Origin of the sequence: Colwellia sp. 6M3 (assembly GCF_014077595.1) — a bacterium.
Taxonomy (GTDB): Bacteria; Pseudomonadota; Gammaproteobacteria; order Enterobacterales; family Alteromonadaceae; genus Cognaticolwellia.
On record NZ_JACGWF010000006.1, the window covers coordinates 67,091 to 81,937 of the forward strand.

A 14,847-nucleotide genomic window follows, 5' to 3' on the forward strand; every position below is an offset into this window, starting at 1 on the left:
AATCAGTTTTTTATAATGAGGTGAAATTATGTCATTTAATATAGCGTTGAGCGGATTAAACGCAGCTCAGAAAGATTTGAATGTAACATCCAACAACATAGCGAATGTAAACACTACTGGCTTTAAAGAATCACGTGCAGAGTTCGTCGACGTTTATGCGGCATCGCTTCTATCTTCGAGTAAAACTAAAGCAGGTAACGGTGTTTTGACGGCAGAAGTTGCACAGCAGTTTTCACAAGGTAGCATAAAGTTTACCAATAACTCGTTAGATTTGGCGATTACCGGCAACGGATTTTTTGCCACGGTATCTGAGTTAAATAGCTTAGAAACCTCATATACCCGAGCTGGTCAGTTTAAATTGAACCAAGACAACTTTATTGTTAACTCAGAAAGCGGGTATTTGTTGGGTTTTCCTGTTAATACCGATGGTACCTCATCTTCAGTCAGTTTAAGTACGGCTGAGCCTATTCGTATACCAACGGCTTCAGGTGCACCTCAAAAATCTTCAGAAGTTGATATAAGAATGAATTTACCTGCGGGTGATTCTTATATTTCAACAGCGCCAGGTAATTTTGATCCTGAAGACCCATTAACATTTAATAATTCAACATCAGTAACCATATTTGATTCCTTGGGTGATAGTCATATTATGACCTATTTCTTTGTTAAAGATGATCCGAGTGTAAACCCGAATGAGTGGATGGTTTTTGCTAGTGTTGATGGAAAACCTATTAATCTTGTCGACCCGGCAGGCGGAGGAACTAACCCTGTTGCGGGCACCGTATCAGGTCCGTTATCGCCAACTGGTTTGATTGGTGCTAGGTTACTATTTGATTCCTCAGGTGATTTTCAGTCTCAAATTCCGACTGCAGCTAATGGTGGCATTATTACTGAGGACTTTACTAACCATTTACCCAATGGCGCAGATACCTCACAAACGATCAAAATTGATTTTAATTTAGATCCCCTAGGACCTAATGCAAATGAACCAACACAGTTTGCTTCTAACTTTGAAGTCACCTCTTTACAACAAGATGGTTTAGCTGTTGGTCGATTAACCGGTATTGATATTGGTACTGATGGTTTAGTAAGAGCAAGCTATAGTAATGGAACTTCACAGCCATTATCACGAATTGCCATGGTAAACTTTGCCAATGAACAAGGTTTAAAACAAGTGGGTAACACTGCATGGAAAGAAAGTATTACTTCTGGTGAAGCGTTAGCGGGCGAGGGTGGTTCAGGTACCTTTGGTACGATAAACTCTTCAGCATTAGAGCAATCTAACGTTAACTTAACTTCAGAATTAATTGATTTAATCTCTGCTCAACGAAACTTTCAAGCGAACTCTCGTGCACTTGAGGTAGACAATCAATTAAACCAAACTATTCTACAAATTCGTTAGTTTTAACCGCGAATAGTTGAATAATACTCAGCGCTAATTTATTGTAATTACAATTAATTAGCCGAAAATAAAAAACCAGATAATCAATATTGATTTCTGGTTTTTTTATCTTTAAAAACGCTACATTCATGCCGTTCCCAACATTAAAAACTTCACAAGCATAAAGTCGCACAATAAATAACCGATTCATTTTGGCTTTAACATTACCCTTCTTAATTTTCTGGCACTTTATTTGCAACACATCAAATATGATTAATATTATGGGTGAATTTCATTATGGATAAGTTGCTGTATATCGCCATGAGTGGCGCGAAGCAAAACATGCAAGCCTTATCAGTGAATGCTAATAACCTCGCTAACGCCAAAACTACGGCCTTTAAGGCTGATTTAGCTAATGCTAGAGCAATGCAAGCTTTCGGTGAAGGTATGCCTACTCGAGTGTTTTCAATGATCGAACGAGCAGGCCAAAACTTTGACAGTGGTGCATTATTGAGTACCGGGCGTGATCTTGACCTCGCTATTCAAGGTCAAGGCTGGTTAACGGTACAAACTAAAGATGGCAGTGAAGCCTATACCCGTAATGGCCAATTAAAATTAAATGACAACGGCGCACTAGAAACCTCAAGAGGTGATTTAGTGATTGGCGATAGTGGGCCAATATTTTTACCCTTACCCATTAGTAAACTTAATATTTCTGCTGATGGCACCATTATGGTTCAGCCTGAGGGTGCGCCTAGTACTGTTCAAGATGAAGTCGGCAGAATTAAATTTGTTAACCCAGATAATCGCTTGCTAGAAAAAGGCAGTGATGGCTTATTTCGTCGTAAAGACGGCAACAATGAGCCGGCTGATGTCACGATAAAAGTAGCGAGTGGTTCATTAGAATCAAGCAACGTAAACCCTATTAGTGAAATGACCGATATGATCGCACTGCAACGTCAATTTGAAATGCAGTTGAAAATGATGAAAACCGCTGAAGAAATTGATGAAAGTGCAGCGTCATTATTGCGATCGTTATAAATAAAATATTTTGAGGTGATGTATGAACCCAGCATTATGGATTAGTAAAACAGGCTTAGATGCGCAAACAAAAGAAATTGCGGTTATATCTAACAACTTGGCGAACGCCAGTACTATTGGTTTTAAAAAAAGCCGCGCGGTATTTGAAGACTTACTTTATCAAAATATTAACCAACCAGGTGGTCGTTCAGCGCAAGATACTGAAATGCCGTCAGGGTTAATGTTAGGTGCAGGTACCAAAGTGGTAGCAACACAAAAAATTCATACCCAAGGTGACATGCTAAATACTGATAATGCATTGGATTTGATGATTCAAGGCGAAGGTATGTTTGAAATTTTAATGCCAGATGGCTCGTCTGCTTATTCACGCAACGGCCAATTTACCATGGACGAAGAAGGTAATATTGTTACGCCGGGCGCAGGTTATTTATTACAACCGCAAGTTACTGTGCCTGAAGATGCTTTAAGCATTATTGTTTCACAAGATGGTGAAGTTTCGGTCACTTTGCAAGGTCAAGCTGAACCTGCCGTAGTTGGACAAATTAATACCATTAATTTTATTAACCCAACAGGTTTAGAGCCAATTGGACAAAATTTATACGTTGAAACGTCAGTCAGTGGCGCGCCACAAGAGGGTGTTCCGGGCTTAGCCGGATATGGCCTATTAGTGCAAGGAGCATTAGAAACGTCCAATGTTAATACGACAGAAGAGTTGGTTAATCTTATTGAAAGTCAGCGCGTTTATGAAATGAACTCGAAAGTTATTTCAGCAGTTGACCAAATGCTTAGCTACATAAATCAGCAATTATAAAGTTGAGGAAGGGTTCATGAAAGGCAAGAAATCTTCGTTATTAAGCACCTTATTTACGGTGTGCATAGTCGCCATATTTTTTACTGGCTGTGCCAGTATTGAACAGGTAAAAACAATGCCTAATGATCCTGACTTTGCACCTATTTTGCCGGAAATGAAAGATGAACCTTTAGTGCCAACGGGCTCACTTTTTAACGTTAATTATGTAAATAACATCTATTCAGACTCTAAAGCCCATCGAGTTGGCGATATTATTTCTGTCATTTTGAGTGAAAGTACTCAATCACAAAAAAGTGCAAAAACTGAGTTATCCAAAGATAATAATGCGTCGCTAAGTCCTATTACGGGTTTTGGTGGAGCAGCAATAAATTTTGATAACAAGGCCATACAATTTGGCTATAACCAAACGTCAGACTTTTCAGGTGACTCTAAAGCAAATCAAGGTAACAGTTTATCCGGTAATATATCTGTGCATGTTTTACGTGTATTGCCAAATGGTAACCTGATGATCCGTGGTGAAAAATGGATGTCTTTAAATAATGGTGATGAGTTTATTCGCTTAACCGGCATTGTACGTTCACAAGATATTAGCTCAAGTAATACCGTTACCTCTAGCAAAGTTGCCAATGCACGTATTGAGTACGCAGGCACAGGAAGCTTTGCCGATGTTCAAGAACAAGGTTGGTTGTCTAAGTTTTTCAGTAGTTCATGGTGGCCAATTTAGTAGGAAAATATGATGAAAAAATATTTATATAGTCTCGTTTGTTTAATCGTATTGCTTTTTTTACCCGAAGCAAATGCTCAGCGTATTAAAGATTTAGCCGATGTAGCTGGTGTGCGAAGCAACCAACTTATTGGTTATGGCTTAGTGGTAGGTTTACCTGGCACAGGCGAGCAAAGCCCTTTTACTGAGCAAAGCTTCAAAACCATGCTAACCAATTTTGGTATTACCATGCCAGCAAACTTAAAACCTAAAATTAAGAATGTTGCTGCTGTGGCCGTACATGCCGAATTACCTGCGTTTTCAAAACCAGGTCAAAAAATTGATGTTACGGTTTCTTCAATGGGGAGTGCAAAAAGCTTACGTGGCGGTACATTAATTCAAACGATATTAATGGGGCTTGATGGCAATGCTTATGCCGTTGCTCAAGGAAGCTTAATTGTAAGTGGTTTAGGTGCTGAAGGGCTCGATGGCTCAAAAGTCATTGCTAATACGCCAACGGTTGGGCGAATTGCCAATGGTGCTATGGTTGAGCGAGAAGTATTATCACCATTTACCGCTGGCGATCATATTACATTTAATCTGCACAATGCTGATTTCACCACGGCAAAACGACTTTCAGACACTATTAATAATTTAATTTCTGGCTCAGCACGTGCAATAGATGCTGCCTCAGTACAAGTTACCGCTCCAAGAGATGCCGCTGATCGCGTTAGCTTTTTGTCAACCTTAGAAAATTTAGAGTTTGAACCTGGCTCACCGTCAGCAAAAATTATTGTTAATTCACGTACTGGTACCATTGTTATTGGTGCTGATGTACGTTTACTTCCTGCGGCAATAACTCATGGTGGTATTACCGTTACCATTAATGAGATTGAAGCGGTTTCGCAACCTAACGCTTTTGCAGAAGGTGAAACGGTGGCAACGAATCAATCTATTATTGACGTTAAGCAAGACGATTCTCGTATGTTTGTTTTTGACCCCGGTGTCACTTTAGATGCATTAGTACGGGCGATAAACCAAGTTGGTGCCGGTCCTGGTGATGTTATGGCCATACTCGAAGCGTTAGATCAAGCTGGCGCTTTACGTGGGAATTTGATCATTATTTAATGATCAATGGAGTAACTATGACAACACGTATTGCAGATGCACAAAACTTTTTAGACATAAACGGCTTAAACTCGATTCGTCAAGACGCTAAGTCGGGTGATAGTGCCAGCAAAAAAGATGCATTAGAACAAGCTGCAAAGCAGTTTGAAGCTATTTTTATGCAAATGCTGATGAAAAGCATGCGTAAAGCGCAAGCCGTGTTAGAGGCAGACAGCCCGCTGAACTCTGAGTCAACCAAATTCTATCGTGACATGCATGACCAACAAATGTCGCTCGAACTATCTAATAATGGCGCTTTAGGTCTTGCACCGTTAATTGTTCGCCAACTTGGTGGCGACAGTGAAAACTTTACGCCTCATACAATATTACGTAGTGACGGCAACCTGGATAGTCGCGGCAGTGTTCGCATTAGCGAACCTTCATTGGTAAATACAGTAAGTTTAGTCAAAGACTCGTCAGCGAATCAGGATCCTAATAAAGATTGTCAAACAAATGGCTCAATCGCAGCCCAAGCTTCGAGTATGTTGCTAAGCCCTGCATTTAAAGAGCCAAAAGATTTTGTTACTGCCTTAACAGCCGACGCTAAACGCGTGCAAGACAAAATTAATGTACCATTTGAAGTGGTTATTGCCCAAGCCGCACTAGAAACTGGTTGGGGCCAAAAAATTATCAAAACTGATTCAGGTGAGAGTTCGAATAATTTATTTAATATTAAAGCTGATAGCCGTTGGGCTGGTGAGAAAACCCATAAAGAAACCTTAGAGTTTGAAAACGGCGCCATGGTGAAAAAACGTGAGCCGTTTAGGGTGTATGAGTCTATTGGTCAAAGTGTTAATGATTACTTGAATTTACTCACTCAAAGTGATCGTTATCAAGGTGCATTAGAAAAATCTACAGATGTGGAGCAATTTTTGCATAACCTACAAAGTGCTGGTTATGCTACCGACCCTGATTACGCTAAAAAGATAATGGGAACACTTCGGACAGTAACTGGCTTATTAAATAAATAAGTTCATCGGTAATTACACTGTTGAAATTAAGGTTACTGTAGGAGTTTAGGTCATGTCGATTAATCTGTATCAAACTGGTGTAAGTGGTTTACTGTCCGCGCAGCAACAGTTAGCGACTACAGGAAATAACATTGCTAACGTAAATACCGAAGGTTATACCCGTCAGCGTACTGAACAGGTTGCAGCGGTTGGCAATTATAACGGTGGTAACTTTGTTGGCTCGGGTACATATGTACAAGACATAACACGCCTCTACGATCAATTTTCCTATAAAGAACAATTACTCAACAAAAGTAACTTGGGTAATGCTGATTCCATTAGTGTAGATCTTAACCAATTAAACGAAATAATGTCATTCTCAACTGAGGCTATCAGAGGATCACTTGATCGTTTTTATCAAGCGGTTAATGGCATCGCTGACAATCCAAATGATATTGGTTTACGTAATATCGCTCTTAGTCAAGCTAATGTATTATCAAAAGATTTTAATAGTTTAAATAATAATTTCGATCAGCTTGAAAAGTCGACTAACGGCGAAATAGAGCAAATGGCGAGCAAAATATCGCAAATATCGCTTGATTTAGCGAAAATTAACGAACAAATATTACAAAATAAAGATTTAAACCTAACTGGCCAGCCTAATAGTCTATTAGATAAACGCGATCAACTGGTTAATCAATTGGGTGAATATACCTCAGTTAGTACCATTGAAGATACTTATGGCGTTATGACGGTGATGATCGGTAATGGCGCAACACTCGTAGCCGGTATTACGCCTTTAACGGTGAGTGTTGAGGCTGGAAATCCGGATCCATTACAAACAAAATTACAATTAAATAGTCGCAATGGCAAAGTCGCACTAGATGCTACTAAACTCGGTGGAGCTATTGCCGCTAAAATAGAATATCGAGACGAGCATGTGGCTAATGCGCGCAGCGAACTGAATCGTTTAGCTATGGCTGTTTCACAAACATTAAATCAATCGCAAGCCAAAGGACTAGATTTAAATGCTAAACAAGGTTTAGATATTTTTACTGATATCAATGCGACTAATCTACAAAACTCTCGGGTATTAGCCTCGTCAAAAAATTCTGGCAACGTTGAAGCGGGTTTAACAATTACTGACGTTTCATTAGTCCCAACTAATGAATTTACCATTAAGTATGATGGCACAGATTACATAATGACTAATCCTCGAGATGGCTCTACAACGACTTTGGTTGCTTCGTCTCCTGGTGTTTATCCAACAGACTTTGGCTTTGAATTTAAAGTTAACTCAGGCACACCAATTGCTGACGACAGCTTTACTCTTCGACCAACAGAAAATAGCGCTGCATTAATGCAGGTAACGCTTACCGATCCTAAAGGCATTGCAGCAAGCTCTGCTATTGAGGTTGAGGCGGATGATAACAACATCAGTAATGGCGCTGTAAGTATTATTAATGTCACAGACCCAGAAGTTGCTCGCTCTTTTACCAAAGGTACCAATGCAAGTTTAACGGTCGATGTTTATGAAAGTGTGCCAGGCACGTTTAATTATCGAGTTTACGACGCGGCTAATCCACCACCGGCAGCGACATTGGCCAGTGGTAGCTTTGCAGCGGGCGCAACAGCTGTTATTGATATGCCACCTTCACCAGCCACCACCGCTTTTCAAATTGAAATAGCAGGTTTGCCAGTGGGGCAAGGGGCATTAGCCCGTGAGAAATTTACCGTATCAGACGCTTTTGGCTCAGGTAACGCCAGTAATGCATCCCAAATGGCAGCAACGCAAGAGCAGCAAATTCTTGGTGGCGGCAAACAAACATTTAGTCAAGCATTAGCTACGTCAACAGCTGAAGTTGGGTCGAGCGCAAGTTCTGCAGAACTTGTGGCTAATACAGCACAGGCGTTGTTTACCCAAGCATATAACCGTAATCAATCTAAGTCAGGGGTAAATCTTGATGAAGAAGCAGCAAATTTATTGAAATACCAACAAGCCTACCAAGCGTCGTCACAGATAATATCAGTGGCAAATACCATTTTTGATACCTTATTAGCAGCTACTAGATAGGAGTTATTATGCGCGTTTCTACAGCACAATTTTATATTCAAAGTGGTTTGCAGATGTCTAATCAGCAGGCCAGCGTTAACGAGCAAGTTAATAATATTTCCATTGGCAAGCGCGTTGTTACAGCAAAAGATGATGCTGTAGCTTTTGGTACGTTAGCAGGTTATAAAAATGATCTTGCCAGTATTGATAAGTACCAACGTAATATTACTCAAGCAGAAAATAAAAATAGTTTAATCGATACTACGTTGGCGAATGCTGAAGGTATTATGAATGAATTAAAAGATTTAATGCTGCAAGCCAATAATGGTGTGTACACAGCTGATGACCTTGCTTCTATTGGTCAGCAGGCTAGCCAAAGCTTACAGCAAATACTTGATATTGCTAATACCAAAGATGCATCGGGTGGTTATGTTTTTGCAGGTTACCAAATTGATGATGCACCATTTGTGCAACAAACAGATAATTCGGTGAACTATCGCGGCGATAATGGTGTTAGAGAGCTGCAAATAGCAAAGAACGTTTCAATTGCCACTAACCAAAGTGGTGAACAAGTCTTTCAAAAAGTACCAAATGCTATTGGTGACTTTTCTGCTACTTATAACACCAACACTTCAGGTTTAGCCGTTGAAAGTGCCATTGTTGCAGATGCTAGTATTTACAATAGCGCAACAAACCCAGCAGACTTCACATTTAACTTTACCACGGCCACTGACTTAACCATTACTGACGGTGCGGGCAACGTAACTAATATTACCGGTTACGCACCAGGGCAAACCATTGCCTTTAACGGTATTGAAGTTAAATTAAGCGGCAATCCATTGCCGGGCGATAACTTATCACTTACGCCTGAACAAAATATTGGTGTTTTTGACACGATAAATTCAGCCATTGATTGGATAAATACCAAGGCCGGTGCCGGCGAAGATCCACAAGTGCAAGTTGATTTTAATCGAATTATTGACCAGTTAGGTGATTCCATGAATCACCTAACGTCTCGTCGAGCGCAATCAGGCATTAATTTGCAAGTTATTGACCGTCAAAAAAATAATAACTTAGATACTGCCTTGTATCTGTCATCAGGCAGATCTGCAATTGAAGACTTAGATTTCGCTAAGGCAATATCTACTTTTGAACAATCAAAAATAGCCCTACAAGCCGCGCAGCAAACCTTTACTCAAATACAGGGTTTGAATTTATTTAATTATATTAGATAACGAATCACCTATTTTTGTACATTATATTAGGTGATTAGAATCCATTGGTTAATTTTGGTACAGATGTTGCTTTTATCTAAATAAGAAACAGAAAACTGGCGTTAAAAGGTTGTAAACCTATATCGCAAAACTTGGCTGTTAAGGCCAATGAAGCCCAAATGCATTGCATACATTTTTTTAGTCATGTGAGTTTTAGTAAATATAAACACGGGCTGAAATATACAGTGTTGGAAGTTTGATACAAAAGGCAAACCGACTAACGCATAACTATGTTAAAGATAATTTAAATTTCTAGGAGTCTATCATGGCCTTATCAGTAATAACTAACACGTCATCATTGAATGCTCAACGTAACTTGACTAAATCTGGTGATGGCTTAGCTACTGCTATGCAACGATTATCATCAGGTATGCGTATTAACAGTGCTAAAGATGATGCTGCTGGTTTGCAAATATCAAATCGATTAACATCTCAAATTAATGGGTTAGGTGTTGCCCAACGTAATGCTAACGATGGTATTTCAATGGCGCAAACCGCTGAGGGTGCAATGCAAGCCTCAACCGAAATTTTGCAACGTATGCGTGATTTAGCTCTGCAAGCTGCCAATGGGTCAAACTCATCAGCTGATCGTGAATCATTACAAAAAGAAGTTACTGCTTTGCAAACAGAATTAACAAGAATTGCAGAGACAACTAAATTTGGTGATCAAACTTTACTTGATGGCACATTTGGTACTAAAAGTTTTCAAGTAGGCGCTAATGCAAATGAAACAATCGAAATGTCATTATCAAGTATCAAAGCGTCTGATCTAGGTGCGGTATCGGGTCAAAGCCTTACTATTGCAGGATTCGATAACACCGTTGTTGGTGCTACTGCTGAAACCTTATCCTTTGCTGTTACCACAGCATCGGGTACAAATACGGTAACTTTTGATGTTGGTGTAGGTCAAGGTACTGACGATTTAATTGATGCAGTAAATAATAATGTCGGTGCGCTAGGTATTCGTGCTATTTCTGATGGCGCAGGCTCAATTACTTTTACATCAACGAATGAAGTAACAGCCGTTACGGCCAGTAGTAGTGTCGCGGGTGACGCGGGTATTTTTAATTCAGCTCCTGGTGCGGGTACGCTAGGTGGCGCAGATACAGCAACTGGTGGCACGGCAGTAAATGCAATTAATATCAGTGGTGCTGATGGCACTGGTGCGCAAGCGGCACTGGAATCAATCGATGCGGCATTGAAAAAAATAGATGAACAACGCGCTGACTTGGGTGCGATTCAAAATAGATTTGGTTATACCATTAGTAACCTAGCTAACATTCAAGAAAATGTTTCAGCGTCACGTAGCCGTATACAAGATACAGATTTTGCAGTAGAAACAGCTAATTTGACCAAAAATCAAATATTGCAACAAGCAGGTACGTCTATTTTGGCGCAAGCCAACCAGATTCCACAAGCAGCAATTAGCTTACTTGGTGGTTAATAGTTGCCTGAAAAGAAAAGTAAAAATAGTTGAAGAGTTGAACATATTGTTCAGCTTTTTTTTTGCTTTTTTTTAGCTTATTAAACAGATGAATGAGAGTGATTAAGCAGAATGTATATATAGAGTCGTGAAATTATACTGCCGCTGAAGGAAACATAATACTTACTTACTTACTTACTTACTTACTTACTTACTTACTTACTTACTTACTTACTTACTTACTATTATATATGGTCAGATAACTATGGTCAGATAACTATGGTCAGATAACGTTAATGAATTTGAAAAGTAAGTTAGTAAAGTCGATAAAAGCTAGGATATATAGGTATAAAGCACTTTTTTATGCCTATTTGAAAAAATTGAAGGTGCTTGATTGTTTTATTTATTAAATTTAATCATATAAATAAAATATCGTACAGGCCCTTATTAATAGGGTTTTATGCGCTTTTTCAAGAGATGTTTAATTATTTTTTTTAGTAGATTTATATTTTTTTGTAAAAAAATTAAAGTTATTATTTTAACTGCCGTTACCATTTATAGAACGGGAGCTTGATGATTTTAACAAAGCCCCTGATGTACTAACTAACTAACGCATTACATATTGTAATCAGGAGTTTTATTATGGCTTTATCAGTAATCACAAACACAGCATCACTTAATGCACAACGTAACCTAGCTAAATCAGGCGGTGATCTACAAACCTCAATGCAACGTTTATCATCAGGTATGCGCATCAACAGTGCTAAAGATGACGCGGCTGGTCTACAAATTTCAAACCGTTTAACTTCGCAAATTAATGGTTTAGGTGTTGCTCAACGTAATGCTAACGACGGTATCTCAATGGCACAAACTGCTGAAGGTGCTATGCAAGCATCAACAGATATATTACAACGTATGCGTGACTTAGCACTGCAAGCGGCTAACGGTTCAAACTCAGCAGCCGACCGTGATGCACTTCAAAAAGAGGTGACATCATTAAACACAGAGTTAACACGAATTGCGGATACTACTAGCTTTGGTGACCAAAAATTATTAGATGGTACTTTTACATCTAAAAGCTTCCAAGTTGGTGCCAACGCTAATGAAACAATAGACTTAAGTCTGTCAAGCATAAAAGCGACTGATTTAGGCACAGTATCTGGTCAAAGTCTTACTATAGCGGGATTTGATAATGCTGTTGTAGGTGCTGCTGCTGAAACACTGACCTTTGCTGTTACAACTGCATCGGGTACTAACACGGTAACTTTCGACATTGGTGTTGGTCAAGGTACAGATGACTTAATTGATGCAGTTAATGAGAATGTAGGTGGTTTAGGTATTCGAGCCGTTTCTGATGGTTCTGGTTCAATTACTTTTACCTCAACAAATGAAGTAACTGCTGTTACGGCAGGTAGTAGTATCGCAGCCGGTGCTGGTATTTTTAACACTGATACGGCTCCTGGCGCTGGCACTTTAGGTGGCGCAGACACTGCAGTTGGTGGTACAGCTGTAAATTCAATTAACATTAGTGGTTCAGATGATACTGGTGCTCAATTAGCACTTACGTCAATTGATGCCGCTTTGAAACAAATTGATGAACAGCGTTCTGATTTGGGTGCACTTCAAAACAGATTTGGTTACACGATTAGTAACCTTGCTAACATCCAAGAAAATGTTTCAGCGTCACGTAGCCGTATACAAGATACTGACTTTGCAGTAGAAACAGCTAACTTGACTAAGAACCAAATCTTGCAACAAGCAGGTACGTCAATCTTGTCACAAGCTAACCAGTTACCACAAGCCGCATTAAGCTTGTTAGGTTAAGCCTCGAAGTGACACTAACATAAACATGTTAGTAGCATAAGTTAAGGAAGGGGCACAACACCTCTTCCTTTTTGTGTTTTTATAGTTAATGAAGTTTGTGCCTTAAAATAGCGTTAATAATCGTCATAGAATTAATGTATTAAGGTGATAAAGGAGTCAAAGATGAATGTATCTAACACCGTCAATACCTCTGTTAATTCAAATAACTCAACAAACGTTGAATTAGTAAATGACAAGGCCGAGCGAAAAAATATAAAGAAGCCAGATACTGAAGAAGTAGAAAAAAACACTTTAGCTAAAGATATCTCCGTTCTAGAAGAAAAAAAGACCGATCGTATAAGTGAAGCGAAAAAAGCGGAAGCAATGACACCTGAACAGTTAGATAAAGTGGCGCAGCAATTGCAAGAATTTATGGGCGAAATGAACCGAAGTCTAGAGTTTTTAGTTGATAAAGATTCGGGACGCGACGTTATTAAAGTACTAGATAAAGGTACGGGTGATTTAATTAAGCAATACCCTTCTGAAGAAGTGTTGGCTATTATTTCTAAATTATCTAATGCAACAGGTAGCTTGATAGATACAGAAATATAACAGCTATTAAAACTTAGATTAATGGATATTGTTTATTCAGGTATACTTATAACAAAAGCTTACCGCAACAAAATTTGGTGAAATTATGGTAGATATTGCATTTACAGGTATAGGGTCAGGCCTTCAGGTTTCTGAAATCGTTGATGCGATTGTTGGGGCAGAACGTGCGCCATTCGAAGGTCGCTTAAACCGCCGTCAGGCTGCGATAACAACAGATATTTCTGCTGTTGGTGCTTTAAAAGGAGCGCTAGAAAGTGTTGCTGATGCCATAGATAATTTAGCCAGTGCGGATAAGTACCAACAAAGAGTGACCAGTGGCTCTGATAGTTTTGTTTCGTTAAGTAGTACCAAAAACGCTGAGGTAGGCAGTTATTCTATCAATGTTGATCAAATCGCCACTCCTCATAAACTAGTTTCGGATGCTTTTGGAAGCAGCGAAGCTGTTGGCGAAGGTACAATGACTTTATCGTCAGGCAGCGAAAGTTTTGATATTAATGTATCAGCGACTGCCACACTGGGTGATATTCGTGATGCTATCAACGACAGTTTAGATAACACCTCTATATCTGCGACTATTATCACCGATGATAACGGTCAACATCTTGTTTTAACGAGCAAAGAAACCGGTCTTGCTAATGCAATAACGGTAACCGTCGCCGAAGTAGCACAGCCTGGTGATATTCTTGGCCCCGATAATACTGACAAAGTCGGACTATCCCGCTTAGCTTATGATACAGGGGCAACAAACCTAACAGAAGTTCGTGAGGCAAAAGACGCTCAAATAACCATAGATGGATCCTTGGTTGTAACCAATAGTACTAATGAGTTTGTTGACGCTATTGATGGTATAACCATTACCGCCAAGAAAGCGCATGATGTAAATGACGATCCAAGCATTGCTATAACTAGCGAAAACAATAGTAATATAAAATTAGGTCTTGAAGAATTTGTTACTAGCTATAACGCGCTTGTAGATCTGAGTAAGCAACTCGGACAATCGGGTGAAAGTTCAGCGGGCCCGCTTGCCGGTGACTCTTTGTTACGAGGCGTAATGAGTAAACTGCGTCAAGAACTAAGCAGTTCATTTTCAAGTACCGGTGGTGACAGTTTAACATTGAACCAGTTAGGTGTTCGTTCAGACCGATTTGGCAAATTTGAATTAGATACTGATGACTTAGACGCACAAATAGCATTGAATGTTGACGGCGTACAAAACTTTTTTGTTGGCTCTGATGAGACGCCAGGTTTTGCAGCATCACTTAAAACCTTAACTGAGTTTTACACGGAATCTGATGGTATTATTCAAGGACGAATTGACAGTAAAAATAGTCAATTATCAAAACTTGATGATGAAAGAGAAGCTTTTACCAGACGAATTGATGCGCTAGAAGCTCGATTATTCTCACAGTATAATGCCATGGATTTACTAGTATCTAACTTGAATGCGACTAGTAGTTATTTACAGCAACAGCTTGATAACTTGCCAGGTGTAGTAAGAGAATCGTGAACGTCTGGGGAAAGCACTTAGCTAAGCTTTATATTCCATGGGAGTAAAGAATTGATGTCAATTTTTGGCTTGCTCAATTGTTCAAGGCAATGCATGAGATAATCGAATGGTACTAGCCCGTT

The 14,847-nt window shown here is 39.4% G+C and carries 12 protein-coding genes; all 12 read left to right on the forward strand.

All coding sequences use genetic code 11. The annotated features are described in order from the left end of the window. Positions 1-28 precede the first annotated feature (28 nt). Positions 29-1,402: a flagellar hook protein FlgE gene (gene flgE, locus H4J50_RS02780; RefSeq protein WP_182254302.1), complete on the forward strand. Its 1,374-nt coding sequence runs from the start codon at positions 29-31 to the stop codon at positions 1,400-1,402. A gap of 276 nt (positions 1,403-1,678) precedes the next feature. Beyond that, a complete protein-coding gene (gene flgF, locus H4J50_RS02785) occupies positions 1,679-2,422 on the forward strand; it encodes a flagellar basal-body rod protein FlgF (protein WP_182254304.1) in 744 nt (247 codons plus the stop codon). Positions 2,423-2,444: 22 nt separating this feature from the next. Next, complete coding sequence (flgG, locus tag H4J50_RS02790; protein ID WP_182254305.1) at positions 2,445-3,233, forward strand: flagellar basal-body rod protein FlgG; 789 nt, start codon at positions 2,445-2,447, stop codon at positions 3,231-3,233. 16 nt (positions 3,234-3,249) lie between these two features. Further along, entirely contained in the window at positions 3,250-3,957 is a 708-nt protein-coding gene (flgH, locus tag H4J50_RS02795) for a flagellar basal body L-ring protein FlgH (protein WP_182254307.1), read from the forward strand. Positions 3,958-3,966: 9 nt separating this feature from the next. Further along, positions 3,967-5,064, forward strand: coding sequence for a flagellar basal body P-ring protein FlgI (locus tag H4J50_RS02800; protein ID WP_404842732.1), 1,098 nt, complete (start codon positions 3,967-3,969; stop codon positions 5,062-5,064). 17 nt (positions 5,065-5,081) lie between these two features. After that, positions 5,082-6,074, forward strand: coding sequence for a flagellar assembly peptidoglycan hydrolase FlgJ (gene flgJ / locus H4J50_RS02805; RefSeq protein WP_182254311.1), 993 nt, complete (start codon positions 5,082-5,084; stop codon positions 6,072-6,074). Positions 6,075-6,126: 52 nt separating this feature from the next. Continuing rightward, the gene (gene flgK / locus H4J50_RS02810) at positions 6,127-8,127 is read left to right on the forward strand and encodes a flagellar hook-associated protein FlgK (protein WP_182254313.1); all 2,001 of its coding nucleotides are present in this window, start codon (positions 6,127-6,129) and stop codon (positions 8,125-8,127) included. A gap of 8 nt (positions 8,128-8,135) precedes the next feature. Continuing rightward, entirely contained in the window at positions 8,136-9,341 is a 1,206-nt protein-coding gene (gene flgL / locus H4J50_RS02815; protein WP_182254315.1) for a flagellar hook-associated protein FlgL, read from the forward strand. A 304-nt stretch (positions 9,342-9,645) separates the two neighbouring features. Continuing rightward, positions 9,646-10,824, forward strand: a complete 1,179-nt coding sequence (locus H4J50_RS02820) for a flagellin (RefSeq protein ID WP_182254317.1) — start codon at positions 9,646-9,648, stop codon at positions 10,822-10,824. 621 nt (positions 10,825-11,445) lie between these two features. Beyond that, positions 11,446-12,627 carry a flagellin gene (locus H4J50_RS02825; RefSeq protein WP_182254319.1) on the forward strand — a complete coding sequence of 394 codons (1,182 nt, stop codon included), beginning with the start codon at positions 11,446-11,448 and terminating at the stop codon, positions 12,625-12,627. A 162-nt stretch (positions 12,628-12,789) separates the two neighbouring features. Next, the gene (locus tag H4J50_RS02830; protein WP_182254321.1) at positions 12,790-13,218 is read left to right on the forward strand and encodes a flagellar protein FlaG; all 429 of its coding nucleotides are present in this window, start codon (positions 12,790-12,792) and stop codon (positions 13,216-13,218) included. A gap of 85 nt (positions 13,219-13,303) precedes the next feature. Further along, positions 13,304-14,725, forward strand: coding sequence for a flagellar filament capping protein FliD (gene fliD / locus H4J50_RS02835; protein ID WP_182254323.1), 1,422 nt, complete (start codon positions 13,304-13,306; stop codon positions 14,723-14,725). Positions 14,726-14,847: the final 122 nt, after the last annotated feature.

Coding starts and splice junctions, on each gene's coding strand:
- flgE (WP_182254302.1), top strand. CDS start 29: ATGTCATTTAATATAGCGTTGAGCGGATTAAACGCAGCTCAGAAAGAT.
- flgF (WP_182254304.1), top strand. CDS start 1,679: ATGGATAAGTTGCTGTATATCGCCATGAGTGGCGCGAAGCAAAACATG.
- flgG (WP_182254305.1), top strand. CDS start 2,445: ATGAACCCAGCATTATGGATTAGTAAAACAGGCTTAGATGCGCAAACA.
- flgH (WP_182254307.1), top strand. CDS start 3,250: ATGAAAGGCAAGAAATCTTCGTTATTAAGCACCTTATTTACGGTGTGC.
- H4J50_RS02800 (WP_404842732.1), top strand. CDS start 3,967: ATGATGAAAAAATATTTATATAGTCTCGTTTGTTTAATCGTATTGCTT.
- flgJ (WP_182254311.1), top strand. CDS start 5,082: ATGACAACACGTATTGCAGATGCACAAAACTTTTTAGACATAAACGGC.
- flgK (WP_182254313.1), top strand. CDS start 6,127: ATGTCGATTAATCTGTATCAAACTGGTGTAAGTGGTTTACTGTCCGCG.
- flgL (WP_182254315.1), top strand. CDS start 8,136: ATGCGCGTTTCTACAGCACAATTTTATATTCAAAGTGGTTTGCAGATG.
- H4J50_RS02820 (WP_182254317.1), top strand. CDS start 9,646: ATGGCCTTATCAGTAATAACTAACACGTCATCATTGAATGCTCAACGT.
- H4J50_RS02825 (WP_182254319.1), top strand. CDS start 11,446: ATGGCTTTATCAGTAATCACAAACACAGCATCACTTAATGCACAACGT.
- H4J50_RS02830 (WP_182254321.1), top strand. CDS start 12,790: ATGAATGTATCTAACACCGTCAATACCTCTGTTAATTCAAATAACTCA.
- fliD (WP_182254323.1), top strand. CDS start 13,304: ATGGTAGATATTGCATTTACAGGTATAGGGTCAGGCCTTCAGGTTTCT.